The organism is Evtepia sp., assembly GCF_034090835.1.
GTDB lineage: Bacteria > Bacillota > Clostridia > Oscillospirales > Oscillospiraceae > Evtepia.
Genome location: NZ_JAXDRS010000053.1, coordinates 26,207 through 43,470 on the forward strand (window position 1 = coordinate 26,207; position 17,264 = coordinate 43,470).

The 17,264-nt window shown below is 61.7% G+C and carries 18 protein-coding genes; 7 read left to right on the forward strand and 11 right to left on the reverse strand.

Annotated features, from left to right (window positions below; translation table 11 throughout):
- Positions 1 to 54: 54 nt before the first annotated feature.
- The 3 genes from lexA to rlmB form a co-directional block, all read right to left on the reverse strand.
- On the reverse strand, positions 55 to 651 hold the full coding sequence (gene lexA / locus SOR61_RS09610) for a transcriptional repressor LexA (RefSeq protein ID WP_320612442.1): 597 nt from the start codon (positions 649 to 651) through the stop codon (positions 55 to 57).
- Between the two features lie 125 nt (positions 652 to 776).
- Positions 777 to 3,695 carry a hypothetical protein gene (locus SOR61_RS09615; protein WP_320612443.1) on the reverse strand — a complete coding sequence of 973 codons (2,919 nt, stop codon included), beginning with the start codon at positions 3,693 to 3,695 and terminating at the stop codon, positions 777 to 779.
- 23 nt (positions 3,696 to 3,718) lie between these two features.
- Complete coding sequence (gene rlmB, locus SOR61_RS09620; RefSeq protein ID WP_320612444.1) at positions 3,719 to 4,501, reverse strand: 23S rRNA (guanosine(2251)-2'-O)-methyltransferase RlmB; 783 nt, start codon at positions 4,499 to 4,501, stop codon at positions 3,719 to 3,721.
- A 185-nt stretch (positions 4,502 to 4,686) separates the two neighbouring features.
- On the opposite strand from rlmB, the gene SOR61_RS09625 reads away from it, so the two are divergent.
- Positions 4,687 to 4,956 carry a hypothetical protein gene (locus tag SOR61_RS09625; protein ID WP_320612445.1) on the forward strand — a complete coding sequence of 90 codons (270 nt, stop codon included), beginning with the start codon at positions 4,687 to 4,689 and terminating at the stop codon, positions 4,954 to 4,956.
- Positions 4,957 to 5,194: 238 nt separating this feature from the next.
- Entirely contained in the window at positions 5,195 to 7,330 is a 2,136-nt protein-coding gene (gene ftsH, locus SOR61_RS09630) for an ATP-dependent zinc metalloprotease FtsH (RefSeq protein ID WP_407066534.1), read from the forward strand.
- A 101-nt stretch (positions 7,331 to 7,431) separates the two neighbouring features.
- On the opposite strand, the gene SOR61_RS09635 is transcribed toward ftsH, so the two are convergent.
- The 4 genes from SOR61_RS09635 to SOR61_RS09650 form a co-directional block, all read right to left on the reverse strand.
- A complete protein-coding gene (locus SOR61_RS09635) occupies positions 7,432 to 7,839 on the reverse strand; it encodes a universal stress protein (protein ID WP_320612447.1) in 408 nt (135 codons plus the stop codon).
- 183 nt (positions 7,840 to 8,022) lie between these two features.
- Positions 8,023 to 8,475 carry a universal stress protein gene (locus SOR61_RS09640; protein WP_320612448.1) on the reverse strand — a complete coding sequence of 151 codons (453 nt, stop codon included), beginning with the start codon at positions 8,473 to 8,475 and terminating at the stop codon, positions 8,023 to 8,025.
- Positions 8,476 to 8,679: 204 nt separating this feature from the next.
- Complete coding sequence (locus tag SOR61_RS09645; protein ID WP_320612449.1) at positions 8,680 to 9,093, reverse strand: universal stress protein; 414 nt, start codon at positions 9,091 to 9,093, stop codon at positions 8,680 to 8,682.
- Between the two features lie 105 nt (positions 9,094 to 9,198).
- Complete coding sequence (locus SOR61_RS09650; protein ID WP_320612450.1) at positions 9,199 to 10,098, reverse strand: diacylglycerol kinase family protein; 900 nt, start codon at positions 10,096 to 10,098, stop codon at positions 9,199 to 9,201.
- 187 nt (positions 10,099 to 10,285) lie between these two features.
- On the opposite strand from SOR61_RS09650, the gene SOR61_RS09655 reads away from it, so the two are divergent.
- The 4 genes from SOR61_RS09655 (at position 10,286) to SOR61_RS09670 (ending at position 12,138) form a co-directional block, all read left to right on the forward strand.
- Complete coding sequence (locus SOR61_RS09655; protein WP_320612451.1) at positions 10,286 to 11,083, forward strand: YlmH/Sll1252 family protein; 798 nt, start codon at positions 10,286 to 10,288, stop codon at positions 11,081 to 11,083.
- A gap of 28 nt (positions 11,084 to 11,111) precedes the next feature.
- Positions 11,112 to 11,327: a DUF896 domain-containing protein gene (locus tag SOR61_RS09660; RefSeq protein ID WP_320612452.1), complete on the forward strand. Its 216-nt coding sequence runs from the start codon at positions 11,112 to 11,114 to the stop codon at positions 11,325 to 11,327.
- Between the two features lie 150 nt (positions 11,328 to 11,477).
- Positions 11,478 to 11,747 (forward strand): hypothetical protein, encoded by a 270-nt coding sequence (locus SOR61_RS09665; protein WP_320612453.1) that lies wholly within the window; start codon positions 11,478 to 11,480, stop codon positions 11,745 to 11,747.
- 187 nt (positions 11,748 to 11,934) lie between these two features.
- Positions 11,935 to 12,138 (forward strand): hypothetical protein, encoded by a 204-nt coding sequence (locus SOR61_RS09670; RefSeq protein ID WP_320612454.1) that lies wholly within the window; start codon positions 11,935 to 11,937, stop codon positions 12,136 to 12,138.
- Positions 12,139 to 12,251: 113 nt separating this feature from the next.
- Here SOR61_RS09670 and SOR61_RS09675 read toward each other — a convergent pair whose 3' ends face one another.
- The 4 genes from SOR61_RS09675 to serC all read right to left on the reverse strand — a co-directional run bounded on the left by SOR61_RS09675 (position 12,252) and on the right by serC (position 16,306).
- Complete coding sequence (locus SOR61_RS09675; protein ID WP_320612455.1) at positions 12,252 to 13,445, reverse strand: GNAT family N-acetyltransferase; 1,194 nt, start codon at positions 13,443 to 13,445, stop codon at positions 12,252 to 12,254.
- A gap of 73 nt (positions 13,446 to 13,518) precedes the next feature.
- Positions 13,519 to 14,013 (reverse strand): gamma carbonic anhydrase family protein, encoded by a 495-nt coding sequence (locus SOR61_RS09680; protein ID WP_320612456.1) that lies wholly within the window; start codon positions 14,011 to 14,013, stop codon positions 13,519 to 13,521.
- A 14-nt stretch (positions 14,014 to 14,027) separates the two neighbouring features.
- A complete protein-coding gene (locus SOR61_RS09685) occupies positions 14,028 to 15,167 on the reverse strand; it encodes a 3-phosphoglycerate dehydrogenase (protein ID WP_320612457.1) in 1,140 nt (379 codons plus the stop codon).
- Positions 15,168 to 15,220: 53 nt separating this feature from the next.
- A complete protein-coding gene (gene serC, locus SOR61_RS09690) occupies positions 15,221 to 16,306 on the reverse strand; it encodes a 3-phosphoserine/phosphohydroxythreonine transaminase (protein ID WP_320612458.1) in 1,086 nt (361 codons plus the stop codon).
- Between the two features lie 335 nt (positions 16,307 to 16,641).
- On the opposite strand from serC, the gene SOR61_RS09695 reads away from it, so the two are divergent.
- Entirely contained in the window at positions 16,642 to 17,262 is a 621-nt protein-coding gene (locus tag SOR61_RS09695) for a hypothetical protein (protein ID WP_320612459.1), read from the forward strand.
- Positions 17,263 to 17,264 lie beyond the last annotated feature (2 nt).

Consider the following 17,264-nt stretch of genomic DNA (forward strand, 5'->3'; position numbering starts at 1 on the left):
CAATGAAAAACCGCCGCCATGGATTCCATGACGGCGGTTTTTTTCTTGGGTTCGTCAGTACCGGCGGACCAGAGCGACTACCTTGCCGATGATCTGGGCCTGGCTCCCGTCGATGGGGGAATAGTCGGGGTTTTCAGGCAGGAGCCAGACCTGATTCCCTTTTCGGGAAAAGGTCTTCACCGTGGCTTCGTCCTCAAAGAGGGCCACCACGATCTCCCCGTTTCTGGCCTCTCCCTGGCGGTGGATCACCACCAGGTCGTCGGGCAGGATGCCCGCGCCCAGCATGGACTCTCCCCGCACCCGCAGGGCGAAGTAATCCTCGGGATGGGGGCCGGTCTCGAAGGGGATATAGTCCTCAATGCACTCCTCGGCCCAGATGGGGGCTCCGGCGGCCACGCTGCCCACCAGGGGGACCTGGTTGCGGCGAGGGGCATGGGGGGAATCGGTGAGGGTGATGGAGCGGTTTTTTCCGTCCTCCCACTGGATGAGCCCGGCGTCCCGGAGGTTGTTCAAATGAAACTTCACGGAAGAGGGGGATTTGAGGCCCAGGTGTTCGCCGATCTCCCGGACGGAAGGGGAGTACCCTGCCTCCTGCAGAAAGGCGCAAAGGAAGTCATAGATGCTCTGCTGTTTGGGGGTGAGGGTTCCCATGGTGTGATCCTCCCTATATCTTGTGGTTGACCGTATTGTATCATACCCCTTGTGGCAAGTCAAACGTACGTTCGAAAAAACATCCCGGTTTCCTGGGAAACCGGGATGTTTTTCGTACTGGGAGATCAGTATTGGGTGGTCCACAGAGAGAGCATGAGGACCGGCACCGCCCACAGCAGCAGGAAGAGGGAGAGGTTCCAGGCGCACATGGCGCTGAGGGAACCGGCGCTGGAGAGGGTGGCGGTGAGGAAGACCCCGATGCAGGCGCTCACCCGGGCGAAGAGGCCGTTGAGACGGGCGGAGCGATAGAGCCGCAGGGCGCCCACCACCGACAGGGTGAAGGGGGCGGCGCCTTCCCGGCAGAGCACCGACACCAGGGTGGTGTCGTGGACCTGACGGGGGCCGGAGAGCTGGACTCTCCGCTGCAGGTCGGGGATGGTCACCTGTTCCTGGGGGAGACGGCCGCCCAGCCGCAGACGATGGGGGCTGAGGTTAAAGTCTCGGGTGGCCAGGATGGGGTGGATCTTGTGGGAGAAGAGGGCCCGCAGGGCGGGCAGGATCGCCGGATGGAGGTTATACCGCAGCACGAACATGCCGATGGCCTCCCGGTCCACGGCGCAGAAGATGGCGTCTTTGGCCCGGATGCCCGCCGGCAGAACGATGCCCATGCGGGTCATAAACTCACTGTTGCCCACCAGGATCTGCTGGTTCTGGCACTGGCCGATGAGGCCGCTCTCCTGAATGGTGAGCTTTTCGATGGGCAGGTAGTTGGCGCCCCGTCCCCGCACCAGCCGGTCAAAGAGGTAGGCCAGGCCGGAGCCGGAGGCCCGGATCACCGAGGCGGTGTAGCCCAGCACCCGCTCAATGGGCAGGTTGGAGAAGGGCTGAGAGCTCACCAGGGTGACGGAGCCGGGCGGATAGATATCGTGGTCCAGCAGGAGGGTGGCCTTGCCGCCTCGGGCCGCCAGCACGCCAGGCCATCCGGCCAGGGCGGCGCCCAGCTTGGCCAGCTTCCCGGCCAGAATCCGGAAGGGAAGGGCCAGCGCCAGAGGGGCGCTGAGGGTGGCGGCGGCGCAGAAGAGGGCGGAAAGGGACCAGAACACCAGCTTGGGCTGGTGGTGGGCCACGGTGGTGATGAGAGAGAGGACCACGCAGGCCACCAGGAGCACGGGGGTCAGCCGCTGGAAGCGGTACTCCACGTCACTCAAGGTGCGGATCTGGCTGCCGAACCCTCTGGGGGCCCCCAGCCATTTGCGGAAGGCGCTCTTGCCGTTGAGGACGTTGGGGTCCTGGGTGACCAGATAGGGCTGGGCGGTGGAGGCCGCCATGCGGCTGGACTGGAACCGGGCGGACTGCAGGCTCCGCAGGCCGATGAGATGGAAGGTCAGGACCAGGGCGCAGGGGGCGAAGAAGGGCATGGTCTCCGGCCGCAGACGGAGGACCAGCTGGGTTACGCCGTCCACCAGAGTAAAGAGGGTGGCGAAGAGAGCCAGGGTGTCCTCGTTGGGGGCCAGACGGAGGATCTGCAGAAGCCCGTTCTTCAGTACGTCCAGACAGAGAAGAATGCAGACCGCAAAGAGCCCCAAACCCGCCGGCAAAAGGGCGGAGTAGGGGAGCAGTCCATTCACAATGGGCAGCAAATTCTGTTCCATCAAAGAGAGGGCCATCAGGAGCACCGAGAGAATGCCCGAGACGATGCACTTGGTCTTGAGGGCCCCCAGACCGCTGGCGTATTCTGCGGCCAGATGGGCCGGGGAGGCGTCAGGTGGAGGCTCTGGTGCGGTGCGGGCCTTCCGCTCCCGGTGGGGGAAGGGAATGGCCTTTTCGCTGGCGGCGTAGGCGCCGCCTTGTCCCTGAGGCGGGACTCTGGGGATCCGTTGGGTTTGTTGGGTTTGTCGTTGGGCTTGCTGGCCCTGTTGGGGCTGCTGTGCCTGCTGGGGCTGTTGGCCTTGCTGGGGCTGTTGGCCCTGCTGGGGCTGTTGGCCCAGCTGGGGCTGTTGTGCCTGCTGGGGCTGTTGGCCCTGCTGGGGTTGTTCACCCTGCTGAGGCTGCTGGCCCTGCTGGGGTTGTTCACCTTGCTGAGGCTGTTGTGCCTGCTGGGCCTGCTCCCCCTGTTGGGGTTGCTGCGCCTGTTGAGGCTGCTGCGCCTGTTGAGGTTGCTGTGCCTGCTGAGGCTGTTGTGCCTGCTGAGGCTGCTGTGCCTGCTGGGGCTGCTTTATCTGCTGGGGCCGCTGGCCCTGCTGGGGCTGCTTTATCTGCTGAGGCCGCTGGCCCTGTTGGGGCTGCTTTATCTGCTGAGGCCGTTGGCCCTGTTGGGGTTGTTTCGCCTGCGGGGGCCGCTGACCTTGTTGGGGCTGCTTAGCCTGCTGAGGCCGCTGACCCTGCTGGCCCTGGCCGGAAGGCTGGGCTGCGGGTTGGGGTTCCGCCTCTTTTTTGGAGCGGAAGCCCTGAAAGAACCGCCGCTTTTTCGGTTTTTCCTGCTGGGGCGGCTCCTGGGGCGGGGGAGGCGGCGCAGTCTCTTTGGCCTTTTTAGGTGCTTTGGGGTCAGGGGTAAAGACGATCAGCTCCGGGCCGTCGTCCTTGGGGACCCCGTAGAGGGGTTCTGCCTCCGGCTTCGGGGCTGCCTGCTGAGGGACAGGAGGCTGAGCCGCCGGTTTTTCTCCTCCGGCGGGGGGAACGGCCTGGGGCTTTGCCACCGGCTGGCTGGGCCGGGGAGCGGGCGCCTGGGCCGGTTTGGGGCGGGGTGGCTGCTGTCCCTGCTGGTTTGCAGACCGGGCAGGGGACTGGTTGGCCGGCAGGGGGTCCTTTTTGGCGGGGGGCTGGGGTCTCCCGGCGGATGCCGCCGCTGTGCGGCCGGCCGGAGGGGCAGCGGGCTGCCGCACCGGCTGAGGGGATGCCATCCCGGGCTGCTGTCCGCCCCCGGGGGCGGGGGAGGCGGCGTCCGGGGGCAGGGGAAGGGACGGACCGGCCGGAGGATCCGGCGGTGTGTAGTCGGCGTATTCCCACAAAATATCCCCTATGCTGAACTTGTTGTCATCTGACATAGGAAAAGCCTCACAAATTAAGATCAGAGGCGCTGCCGCAGGGCCTCATAGAGGAGGATCGCCGCGGCTGCGCTGGCGTTGAGGGAATTGAGCTTCCCTTTCATGGGGATGCTCACCAAAAAGTCACAGGTTTCGGAGACCAGGCGGCTCATGCCGCTGCCCTCGGAGCCGATCACGATGACGGCGGGGCCTTTCAGGTCTGCGTCGTAGAGGGTGGTGGTGCCGTCGGCGGCGGTGCCGAAGATCCAGAGCCCTTCCTTTTTCAGGTCCTTGAGCAGGGAGGGCAGGTTGGCCACCCGGGCCACCGGCAGGTGAGAGACCGCTCCGGCGGAGGTTTTGGCCACCACGGCGGTGAGGCCGGCGCTGCGCCGCTTGGGGATCACCACGCCGTGGGCCCCGGCGCACTCGGCGGTGCGGATAACGGCCCCCAGGTTGTGGGGGTCGGAGAGCTCGTCGCACACCACGATGAGGGGGGCTTCCCCCTTGTCCCGTGCGGCCTGGAGGATGTCCTCCACGGTGGCGTACTCCCGCACGGCGGCCACGGCCACCACACCCTGGTGGGCGTGGGTCCGGCTCATGCTGTCCAGCTTGCGCTTGTCAGCGTCCACCACCACGATGCCGCGGCTGCGGGCGGTGGAGGCGATGTGGCCCAGAGCGGAGTCCACCTCGCCCTTCATGATGTAGATCTTATCCACGTTGGTGCCTGCCCGGAGGGCTTCGATGACGGCGTTGCGGCCTTCGATGATGCCGTCGGCCACGGCGTCCTCTCTGGGGGCGGGCCGGGGATTGCTGCGTTTCTCTTTCATATAACTCCAATCCTGGCAAAAAGCCATGGGAAACTGTGTCATTCCAATGAATTCTAACCATTATACCATAGAACCAGGGGAAGCAAAAGCCCCTTTTCCCGGGAAATTCCCGCTGAAACCCTGCGCTGCCAGGGCCTTGCCGCCGGGGGAATGGTGTGGTACCATAGGAAAAAGGAGGGATGGCTATGATCACCATCTGGAACCGGGCTGAACTGGCCCTTGCCTTCTCCCTGGAGGAGTGCGAGCGCATCCGCACTGCGCTGGATGGAGAGGAGATCCCCTACCACGTTGCGTGTATGAACCGTTCTTCCCCCGGCCTTTTTCGCATGGGCACCCGGGAGCGCTGGGGCACCGCCTTTGAAACCCCCGAGGTCTCCTGGCAGTACCGGATCTATGTGAAGCGGGGGGACTTGAGCCGGGCCCGGTGGGCGGCGGGACTGGGCGGCTCCCTTTAAGAAACCGTGAGAGGAACCACCCGGTTTGGGTGGTTCTTTTTTCTTGTTTCATTCACAGAAACTTTACACCATGGCAATGGCCTCTCCTTGCAAAGGGAGGGGAAATGTGATACCATTTTTCCAAACTCCAGGGAATCACTGCCTTTTTAGAGGAAAGATGCCGCTGGCAGGGATAAGGACCCTGCAAACCACATAAACCAGAAAAACGGGCTGGGATCAGCCCGGAACAGGAGGGCAGATATCGTTGAGTTCCAATCAAAACAACCGGGGCAAGGGCGACGGACAAGGACCCCGGAAACAAAAGCTGATTGCAGGCGCCGTGCTCTGGGCCCTGCTGCTGGTGATCTTCTTTAACTTTATCGCCAAGCAGATCTCCCAGGCCGGGACCAAAGAAGTCCCCTACTCCGAATTCATCCAGATGGTGGAGGAGGACAAGGTGGCTGTGGTGGAGATGACCAACAACAAATACACCTTCTATCTGAAGGAAGATATGCCGGACCAGGGCAAGCAGACCAGCAAGGACCTGGCCCAGGTGCTGGCCCAGCAGATGGAGAAGGGGGGCGCCACCCGTTACGTTACCGCTCCCCTCACCGAGGACGATCCCACCTTGATCCCCCTTCTCAAAGAACATGGTGCGGAGTATTACTCCCCCCTGGTGGAGGAGTCCTCCTACCTGATGCGCCTGCTCATGAGCTATGTGATCCCCATGATCCTCATGGTGGGCCTTCTGGTCTTCCTCATGCGCCGCATGGGCGGCGGCATGGGCGGCCTGGGGGGCGTGGGGAAAGCCAACGCCAAGGTCTATATGGAGAAGTCCACCGGGGTCACCTTTGCTGACGTGGCCGGACAGGACGAGGCGAAAGAGTCTCTGGTGGAGATCATCGACTTTCTCCACAACCCCGGCAAGTACACCGAGATCGGTGCGAAGCTCCCCAAGGGCGCGCTGCTGGTGGGCCCGCCGGGTACCGGTAAGACCCTGCTGGCCAAAGCGGTGGCTGGCGAGGCCAACGTCCCCTTCTTCTCCATCTCCGGTTCTGACTTTGTGGAGATGTTCGTGGGCGTGGGCGCCTCCCGTGTCCGTGACCTCTTTAAGGAGGCCAACAAGGTGGCCCCCTGTATCGTGTTCATCGATGAGATCGACACCATCGGTAAATCCCGAGACAACCGCATGGGCGGCAACGACGAGCGGGAACAGACTCTGAACCAGCTGCTGGCGGAGATGGACGGCTTTGACCCCTCCAAGGGCGTCATCCTCCTGGCCGCCACCAACCGGCCGGAGGTGCTGGACCAGGCTCTGCTGCGGCCCGGACGGTTTGACCGTCGGATCACCATTGACCGGCCCAATCTGGCCGGCCGTCTGGCTACCTTGCAGGTCCATACCCGGCGCATCCGCCTGGCAGAGGACGTGGACCTGAAGAAAGTGGCCCTGGCCACCGCCGGCTGCGTGGGCGCCGACCTGGCCAACCTGGTGAACGAAGCCGCCCTGCGGGCGGTCCGCCTGGGCCGCCAGGCAGTGCGGCAGGAGGACCTGCTGGCCGCCTTCGAGCTGGTCATTGCCGGCACGGAAAAGAAGGGCAGCGTGCTCACCGAGTTTGAGAAAAAGCTGGTGGCTTACCATGAAGTGGGCCACGCCATGGTGGCTTACAAGCAGAAGAACACCGAGCCGGTGCAGAAGATCACCATCGTGCCCCACACCCAGGGCTCTCTGGGCTACACCCTGCTGATGCCCGAGGAAGACAAGACCGAGCTGCGCACCCGGGACGAACTCATGGCCCGGATCGCCGTGTCCATGGGGGGCCGGGCGGCAGAGGAAGTGGTGCTGAACACCATGACCAACGGCGCGGCCCAGGACATTCAGGACGCTACCGCCATCGCCCGGAACATGGTGGCTATGTACGGCATGAGCGACCGCTTCGGTATGATGGCCCTGGCCTCCAAGCGCAGCCAGTTCCTGGACGGCGGCTACGGCATGGACTGCGCCCAGGACACCGCCGCAGCCCTGGACGAGGCTGTGCGGGACATTCTGGACCAGTGCTACAACCAGGCCGTGTCCATCCTGAAGGAGAGCCGGGAAGAGATGGACAAAGTGGTGGCCTACCTGCTGGAGAAGGAGACCATCACCGGCGGAGAGATGGTGGCCATCATCCAGGGACGGGACCCCACGCAGGTGGAGGATTCCCTCCACGGGACCACGGCCCCCGCTGCGCCCCAGCAGCAGGCAGCGCCCTCTGTGCTCCCTGTGGAAGAGGTCCCTGCGCCCGCCCCCGAGGGAGAGCAGACTACCCCCGAGGCACCGGAAAATGGTGCTTCCCAGCCCAAGCCGGAGGAACCCTTTGCCCCGACTGCGGAGGAAGACTCCACGGACCCCTTTTAACAGCGTCCCATAAAAAGAACGAAACCACCCGACGCCAATGGCGTCGGGTGGTTTTCTTTGCAAATCGTTGCCCCCGGCCATCTCAGCCGGGGGCAGCGGGGTCATTCTTTGGTTTCGTGCATAATGAGCAGGTTTAAGAAGGGAGCGTTGCGGACGATGTAGGTGGCCACGGACCCCAGCTTTTGCAGGGGACCGCGGGAGGACCGGGTCATCATGAGCACGTCAAAGTGGTGGGATTCCGCATAATGGACGATCTCCGGGCCTGCGGACCCCCGCAGGAGGACGGTTTTGACCTCGTATCCCTGGAGCAGCTGGGCGAAGGTGTCCAGCTCCTGATAGGCTTTTCGTTGCAGGCGTTCTACTTCAAAGTGTCCGTCAATGTGCATCTGACCAGCCAGGACTATGAGGATGGTGAGCTCGACGTCGCCGGGGGCGTAGAGCTGCTTGGCCATTTCAATGGTACGGAGGCTGCGGGCGCTTCCGTCAATGGGCAGCAGTACCTTTTTCATTGAGAGGACCTCCCTTCCGAAAGTTTAATTTATCGCCTATCATAAGTATACAATACGCTTTCCATTAAGTCAATGAATCCGGGGAAAAGAGAAAACAGGGGAAAGGCAGCTGCCTTTCCCCTGAACATTATCTGTATCCAAGAACCATCGTCTCAAGGGGCCGGCAAAGGCTTGCCCAAGAGATCATAACCCTTCGCGCAGCACGGTGGTGGTGATAAAGGAGGCGTTCCGCACGATGTACGTAGCCACAGAGCCAAGCTTCTGCATGGGACCTCTGGAAGACCGGGTCATGAGGATGGAATCGAACTTTCCTTCCTCGGCGAAGTGGACAATGGTGGGGCCAGGGCTGCCGCGGCGCATGACGATTTCAACTTTGTACTCGGGTAACATTCTTGCGAAGGAGTCCATCAGCAGACGGGCATTTTCCTCGGCCTGAGGATCAGCGACCTCTTCTGCGTCTTCGTCCACAGGGGGATGCTCCACCGGTTCGTCGGCGGGTTCCTCGATGCGGGGGGCGCTGCCAATGACAGAGAGGATGGTGATCTCTACCTCGTCAGGAGAGTAGATCTGCTTTACCGTCTGAATGGTGCGAAGGCTGCGGGGGCTTCCGTCGATGGGCAGTAAAATCTTTTTCATGATCTTTTACCTCCAATCATGTAGTGGTCTTGGCTCTGGTTAAAGTATACAATAGAAGCGGTACAATGTCAATGAAATATGGAAAAATAGCGAAATAATTTCCCCGAAATGGAGGGGAGGGGGGCGTGCCTCTGGAAGGATGGGATGAAAAAACCGGGGAGAGGCACAGGGCCTCTCCCAGGAACGGGAGCAAAGAAAAAGGGGTCACTCGTCGCTTTCCTCACGCATGACGATCACATCCAGGAAGGAGGCGTTGCGGACGATGTAGGTGGCCACGGAGCCCATCTTGCGCAGGGGACCGCGGGAGGAGCGGGTCATGATGATCATATCGGTGTCGGTCTCTTTGGCGTACTCCACGATCTCCACCCCGGGGGCGCTGCCCAGCAGGACCTGGGTCTTGACCTTGTAGCCGGGGAGCATGGCGGCCACGGCTTCCAGCTCAGGGCGGGCCTTTTCTGCGTTGTGCTTGATCTCATCCATGGAGTTGATATAAAGCTGAGCGCTGACGACCTTGACGATACTGATTTCGCAGTCTTCGGGGGAGCAGATCTGCTTGACCACTTCCACGGTGCGGAGGCTGCGCTTGCTGCCATCAACGGGTAACAGAACTTTTTTCATCACAAAGACCTCCTTGCAGAGGACCCTTATGGGCCGCTCTTTTTGTAAGTTTATTATAGTACTAATTGAACAAAGAGTCAAGGACCAGCTGGCGTCCTCGGGGGCTTATTTCCCGTGGATGATGGTGTAGGCGTGGTGGACGGCTTCGATCTCTGCGGTGGTGTGGGTGCCGCCGGCCTCTCCGTCCAGGGTCCAGGTCAGGTCGGGCGTGCCGGTGATGCGCACCCTGGAGGCGGAAAAGGTGGTCAGCATGGAGTTGAGGATGGAGGGGTCGCTCATGAGCAGGGCGCGGCTGAACTCCTCCACGTCCTTCACGTCCCGGATGGGGGAGATGAGGGTGACTTCCAGCAGGCCGTCGGACAGATCGGGGTTGCCGGGGGGGAAGTTGCGGAACCGGCCCACGGAGGTGGTGTTGCTCACCATGCCGTAGAGGAAGTCGCCCTCCACCACCTGGTCGTCTCCGTACTCCACCCGCACGTGGTAGGGTTTGATGGAGGGCAGGTTTTTGACGCTCTCCAGCATATAGGCGTTGTAGCCCAGGAGGTTTTTGATCTTCTGGGGGGTGGAGTAGGCCACCTCGGTAAAGGCCCCGAAGGCCGCCACATAGAGGAAGGACTTTCCGTTGAACCGCCCCAGGTCGTGGACTTTGGGGACGCCGGTCACGGCGGTGACGGCCAGGTCCGTGAGCTTATCCGAGGGCAGGTGAAGATTTTTGGAGAAGTCATTGGTGGTTCCCACGGGGATGTAGCCAATGACCGGGGGATCGGGCATCCGGGTGGCCCCGGCGATGGCTTCGCTGAGGGTGCCGTCACCCCCTGCCACCACCACCTGGTCAAACTGACTGCCCCAGCGGACCACAGCGTCCCCGGCGTCGCCCCGGTATTGGGTAGGGTAGGTGGTCACCAGGCACTGCTGCTCGGTCATGGCGTTGATGATGTTAGAGAGACTGGCCCAGGTTTTGCTCTTTCCTGCGTGACGATTATAGATGAACAGAACTCGCTTCACAGCCGCTACCTCCGTAGGAAATGTTATGGTGGGAATTGGGCAAAACATCCTCCGGGAGGGATTCCCCTCGGATGGGATTGTAAGAAATTATAAACGATTATAAACGCTGTCTAACCCGTTGACAATAGGCACATTGACGGGATATACTAATTTTCACATGAATTTTCTTTGAGGGGAGGGCCTTTTGGTGAAAAAAACCCTGCTTCTGGACCGGTTTGCCCGGGATGGGGAGAGCCGGATGCTGCTGGCCCGGGTGCTGGATCAGCAGCAGCGGGCGGAGCAGAGGGGCGTCCCCACCCATACGGGGTTTCTCTCTCCGGCCCAGCAGGCGGAGAGCGCTGACCTGCTCATGGCCGCCGCCCCGGGACAGGGGGTCCTCTTTGGGGGCTACCCGGACGCGGAACGAAAGCTCTGGGCTTTCCTGCCCGACTGGCTGGACGAGGAGACCTGGCAGCAGGGAGAGGACTGCCCGGTGTGCGCCCTGCAAGTCACCGTTCCCCCCATGGCCAAGCTCACCCACCGGGACTATCTGGGCGCCCTTATGGGCCTGGGCCTGACCCGGGAAAAGATCGGCGACATTCTCATGGAGGAGAGCGGCGCCCAGGTGCTGGTCCTTCGGGAGACCCTGCCCATTCTGCTCTCCCAGTGGAGCACCGCCGGGCGCTACCCTGTGACCCTTACCCCCATTCCGCTGGACGCCCTCACTCCCACCCAGGGAGAGACCAAAGAGATCCGGGCCACGGTGGCCTCGCTGCGGCTGGATGCCGTTCTCTCCTCCGGTTTTTCCGTCTCCCGGACCCGGGCGGCGGAGCTGATCAAGGGAGGCCGGGTGATGGTGAACCACCGGCCCTGTGAAAAGGCGGACAAGCCCGTGGAGGCAGGAGATGTACTCACCTGCCGGGGGCTGGGGAAATGTGTCCTCAAGGCCGTGGGAGGGACCTCCCGACGGGGACGCATCATTTTAGAGATGGAACGATACCTCTGACAATATCACGAGAAAGGACGACGCGGGTATGACCGAAGAACGGATCGCAAGACTGAACGAACTGGCCCGGAAGAGTAAGTCCGTGGGCCTGACCCCCGAGGAAAAGCAGGAGCAGGCAGCCCTGCGGAAGGAGTATCTGGCGGCCATCCGCCGGAGCCTGGAAGCCCAGCTGGACAACGTCTACTTCCTGGAAGAGGACGGCACCCAGACCAAGCTGAAGAAGAAGGACGATTTTCGCTCCTGACCCATGACAGAACCGCCCCTGTGGCGTTTTTGTAAGACCCGGAAAACAGAGGAGGAACCTTAGTATGCCCAGTATGTATGTCAATGTTCCCAAGCTGGAACAGAACACCAAGGATGCCCTGGTGGAGAAGCTCTATGCCGCCGCAGCCCCGTGCTGAAGGCCCCCCACATCTACACCTTCGTGAAGGAGTATGAGACCCTGTACGAGAACGGCAAGCCCGGCAACCACAACATGGTGGTGGCCAACATCGAGGCCGGTCCCATCAAGGAGGAGAAGGTCAACGCCATCGCCGAGGGAATGCGTTCCGCCGTGCGGGAGGTCCTGGGAGAGGACAAGGAGTTTACCCTGGCCTTCCACGACAACGCCCTGGACCGCATCGCCATTGGCGGCGTGACCATTGCCACCAAGATGAAAAAATAAACGGTGAAGTCGTGCCCCGCCCCCTGTTCCATACGAACAGGGGGCGGGTTTATTATGCACAGGAAGCGGCGGCTTCCTGCAAAAGGAGCAAACGATGGTTGACAGGATGTGGGACGTTTGTTATCCTGATTTTGAAAGAAGCTCCCATCAAGAACGATGGGCATGAAATACGGGATAGGAGGGTTCTATGGACAAACTGAAATCCATCAAACTGCTGCTGCTGGGCAACGCCTGTCTTCTCATCGCCCTGATCTTCAGAGGCTGGCACGATCCCCTGGTTTTGCCCTTCCTGCTGCTGGGCGCCTTCTTCGGGGTGCTGGGCTTCTTTCTTCCCGCAGGAGAAGGGACGGGAGAGGACCGCTCCTCGAAAAAAGAAACAGGCGACAGATGAGCTGCCCCCATGGACAGGGACGGCCTTCTTTTCTGATATCCACAGATAGAACCATTCACGACAGTATCTGAGAAAAACCTCCCCCCGGCTGGGCCGGGGGGAGGTTCTGCTGTTTAGAGTTCTTTTTCAAAATAAATGAGGGTGATGGGCAGGACCCCCTGATGCAGGGTGTCCAGTTCTCCGGCCAGCCGGAAGCCGAAGCCCTCGTACAGACGGGCGGCGGGCTTGTTGGTGGCGGAGGTGTCCAGCCGGATCACCCGGCAGCCCAGTTCCCTGGCTTTCTCCAGGGCGAACTGGACCATCTTCCGGCCCAGCCCTTTCCGGGCCTGGGAGGGCGGGATGCACAGGGTGTGGATCACCAGCACCTCCTGGGGCTGCGCCGGGTACTGCCAGGGGATCTTGGTGTAGTCCTCCGCCTGGACATGGTTCAGGATCATGCTGGCGCAGAGGGTCCCGTCCTCCTCCATAACATAGAGGGTTCCGGCGGCCTGGGCCTGGGCGGCGATGTCCCGGGTGGGGTAGACGTTCAGCTGCCAGCTGGTGTTGCTGCCCGCTTCCTGCTCGTGGAGCAGGAGCTCGGTGTAGGTATCGTTGACAGAGTCGATATCTTGGGGAAGAGCCAGTCGAATCATAGAAGCCTCCTTGGATGGTGCTGCCGGAAGGGACAGATCGGGCTCTGGGAAGAGGGCGGCCAGGGCCCCGCCCAGGGTGCTGGTCTCCAGCCAGAGCGCCAGGTCGATGACCTTTTCCTCGCCCTCGTCCAGCACGGTGCACAGTAAGATCCCCTCCGCCTCGGTCATGGCGGTGAGGGGGACCCAGTGCCAGCTGTCCAGATTTTTTAACGCGCCGTTGGAGTAGTTCAGAAAGGCGACGGGACAGTCCGCCTGCAGCGCAGCGGCCACAAAGTCCCGGCATTGCCGGAGGGTGGGCCGGGGGCCTTTTTCTTTGGCGGGGATCTCCAGGATCGCCTGAGACAGCAGACACCCCCGGGAGAGGGCGAAGCTCCGGCACCCCAGGGTAAGGCTCTCTGCCTTGTCCAGCCCCCGGGCGCCGGGGGTGACGTAAGGCCAGAGTTCTTCCATGTAGGCCAGAAAGGCCGCCTGGGTGGCCTGGCCTGTGGGCGCCAGGGCCGCCAGACCGGGGTGGGCGCGGGACAGATAGGAGAGCAGGACCGCAGCGGTGGTGGGGCCGCAGCCCGCCCGCCGCTGCCACACATCCTGATACCAGTCCTGGTTGCCGCCCCAGTAGGATTCCCCCTGGGGACCGGTGAGGAGAAGGTGGTCAGGGTGGGTAAGGGTGTAAGGCATGAACGCCATCCTTTCACATGGTATAATAGAGAAAAGCATGGGGCGGGATCTCCGCCCCATGCCTGCAGGGTCGTTACTGGTTTGCCGGGTCAGCCATCCCTATGGTCATAAGGCCAAGGTATTCTTCGATGTTCTCCAGGTTGGAGGCCACATCCTCGTCGGTGAGGGTTTTCTTTACCTTGCCGGGGATGCCCACCACCAGACTTCTGGGGGGCACCACCGTGCCGGCGGCCACCACGGCGCCGGCGCCCACGATGGAGCCTTCGCCGATGACGGCGTCATCCAGGACCACGGCGTTCATGCCGATGAGGCAGCGGTCCTCCACGGTGCAGCCGTGGAGAATGGCCCCGTGGCCCACGGTGACCTGTTCGCCGACCACGACGTTTTTGCCGGCGTCACCGTGGATGACGCAGTTATCCTGCACGTTGCTCTCTTTGCCGATGGAGATGGACTCCTGGTCGGCCCGGAGCACGGCGTTATACCAGATACTGACCTTTTCGCCTAAGGTCACATCGCCCCGAATGAATGCGCCTGGGGCGATCCAGGCGGAGGGGTGAATGTTGGCCATCGGTGCGTTCCTCCTTATTTTTCGAGTACCCGAACCCGCAGAACGCCGGGTACGGCGGCCACAGCAGCCTGATCTACAGCGTTGTTGGTGTCCATGAGGAAGTAGCCATAGTCACCTCTGGTCTTGGAGGCGGTGGCCACAGCGCCGGGCACGGCAGCGGTGACAGCGGCGGCGTCAGCACCCTTGGTGATGACGCACACACGGGTCTTGGCAGCCCAGGCCATGGACAGAACGGGCAGGTTCACAGAATTTACAATGTTGCCGTTATCCAGGTAGTCCTTGACCTGGCGGGCAGCCATCATGGCGCAGTTGTCCTCGCTCTCGGGAGTGGAAGCGCCCAGGTGGGGGATGGCTACCACGCCCTCAATGGCAGCGGTCTCGCTGTTGGGGAAGTCGGTGACGTAAGCGGCGCACTTGCCGGAGGCCATAGCGTCCTTCAGAGCGGGGGTGTCCACCAGCTCGCCCCGGGCCAGGTTCACGATCCGGACGCCGTCCTTCATGGCAGCGAAGGCATCGGCGTTGATGGTGCCCTTGGTCTGGGGGTTCATGGGCAGGTGGAGGGTGATATAGTCGGCTTTGCCGTAGAGCTGCTCCAGGGTGTCCACGATCTCTACGCCGGGCACCAGGTTCAGCGCATGCTGCACGGACAGGAAGGGGTCATAGCCCACGATCTTCATGCCCATGCCGGCAGCGGCGTTGGCCACCAGAACGCCAATGGCGCCCAGGCCCACAACGCCCAGGGTCTTGCCCATGATCTCGGGACCCACATAAGCGGACTTGCTCTTTTCCACCACAGCGGCCACGTCGGCGCCGGCAGCAGCCTGCTCCTTCACCCAGGAGATGCCCTGGGAGAGCTTGCGGGAGGCCAGCAGCAGGGAGGCGATGGTGAGCTCCTTCACGCCGTTGGCGTTGGCGCCGGGGGTGTTGAAGACCACCACGCCGGCGTCTGCGGCCCGGTCCAGAGGGATGTTGTTGACACCGGCGCCAGCGCGGGCGATGCACTGCAGCTCGGCGGGGAAGTCATAGTCGTGGAGCTTGGCGGAACGCACCAGGATGGCGTCCTCGTGCTCCATGGTGTCGCTGATCTCAAAGCGATCGTCCAGCTCGGCCAGGCCGATCTTGGAGATCTTATTCATGGTTTTCACATGATACATGGAAAAACAGTCCTTTCATTCAGTAGGGTTCGGCCGCACCGGCCGGAAAGGGATTAGTTCTCGCTGTCGAACTTCTTGATGAAGTCGCACAGCTTCTCCACGCCTTCGGTGGGCATGGCGTTATAGATGGAGGCGCGCATACCGCCCACGGAACGGTGGCCCTTCAGGTTGGTGAAGCCCTGCTTCACGGACTCGGCCACGAACTTGGCGTCCAGCTCTTCGGAAGCGGAACGGAAGGTGACGTTCATATCGGAGCGGGAGCCGGGCTCGGCGGCTACGGTGAAGAGCTTGGAGTTGTCCAGCACATCGTAGAGCATCTGAGCCTTGGCGTGCTTGATCTTTTCCATGCCGGCTACGCCGCCCTGGCTCTCCAGCCAGTCGCAGACCAGACCCAGCATGTAGATGCACCAGCAGGGGGGCGTGTTGTACATGGAGTCCTTGTCGATCATGGACTTATAGTTCATGATGGCGGGGGTGATGGGCAGGTGAGCGCCGGCCAGGTCCTCCCGGATGATGACCACGGTGAGGCCGGCGGGGGCCATGTTCTTCTGGGCGCCGGCGAAGATGATGCCGTACTTGGAGACATCGACCTGGCGGGAGAGGATGTCAGAGGACATATCGCAGACCAGAGGCACGCTGCCGGTCTCGGGGACGTACTGCCACTCGGTGCCCTCGATGGTGTTGTTGGAGCAATAATAGAAGTAGGAAGCGTCGGGAGAGAGGGTCAGCTGGTCCTGAGAGGGAATATAGACGTGCTTGCGGTCCTCGGTGGAAGCGGCGATGTTGATCTCACCGTACTTCTTGGCTTCCTTCATGGCCAGGTTGGCAAAGTGACCGGTGACAGCGTAGTCAGCCTTGCCGGTTTTGCCGATGAGGTTCAGGGGAATCATGGAGAACTGCATGGTGCCGCCGCCCTGAAGGAAGAGCACTTTGTATCCTTCGGGTACGCCCATGAGCTTGCGGAACTTCTCCTGGGTCTCGTCGAAAATCTTCTGGAACACCTTGGATCGATGGCTCATCTCCATAACGGACATGCCGGAGCCGCCGTAATTGGTGATCTCAGACCCTGCGCGCTCCAGAACTTCCAGCGGAAGCATGGACGGGCCGGCGGAAAAGTTATAAACGCGATCGTTTGCCATAACAATACCCCTTTCTGGTTTGTTGTATCATTTATACATATACAAAATAGGTTACGCAACAAAGATAACACCTATTTCAGGTATTATATCCCCCTCTGACCTGCTCCGTCAAGAAGCAGGTCCCTTCTTTTCAAACCTTAGAAAAAGTTCAAAAAACCGACGGAAAAGGACCTCCCTCTTTTGTATAAATAGGAAGAGGGTGTGGCAGGGCCCGCCGGGCCGGGGGAGGAAAGAAAACAGCAGAATCTATTTTCTTTACTTGCAAAAGGGAGAGAGATACTTTATAATAAAGGCGCTGTCTCAACAGATGATCCACTCTGAAAGGAGTTTTTCCGATGAAACGAAACAGGATAGGCGCCCTGGTGCTGGGGGGCGCTCTTCTGGCGGCCCTCCTGCTGTGCAGCGCCTGCCAGAAAGAGGAACCCCTTACCCTGGAGGAGGAGGTCCAGTCTTTGGTGGACATGAACGCCGGCGCCAGGGAGACCACCGGGAAACTGGCGGTTCTGAAGGAGGAATCCACCCTGAAATCCCGCTATTCCTATACCACAGGGGAGGATGGGGCCTTCCTCCGGTGGATGGAGATCCCCGGGGGGATGCGGATGAACAAGAACGACCTGGTCCTGGTGCTGGACCAGGGACGGGCCCTGGCCCGGGTGTATCTGCCCTATGGAGGCATCCCCGGCACGTATGGTCTGCTCCCTGCCAAAGCGCTGGATTTCCGGGAGGAGGCGGTGCGCAAGAGCAACCAGGTCTGGGCCCGGGAGACCCCGGCCTATGACAAGCGGGAGGGGACCCAGGTGGAGACCCTCACAGGGGCGGTGCAGATCCTGGGCCGGAACGGAAACTGGTGCCAGGTCCGCTGCCTGAGCGGCGGAGACGACCGGCTCTATTGGGCCCGGGCGGAAAACCTCACCGTACAGTTTCCCACCACCGTGCCGGACCAGGCGGCGCAGTGAAC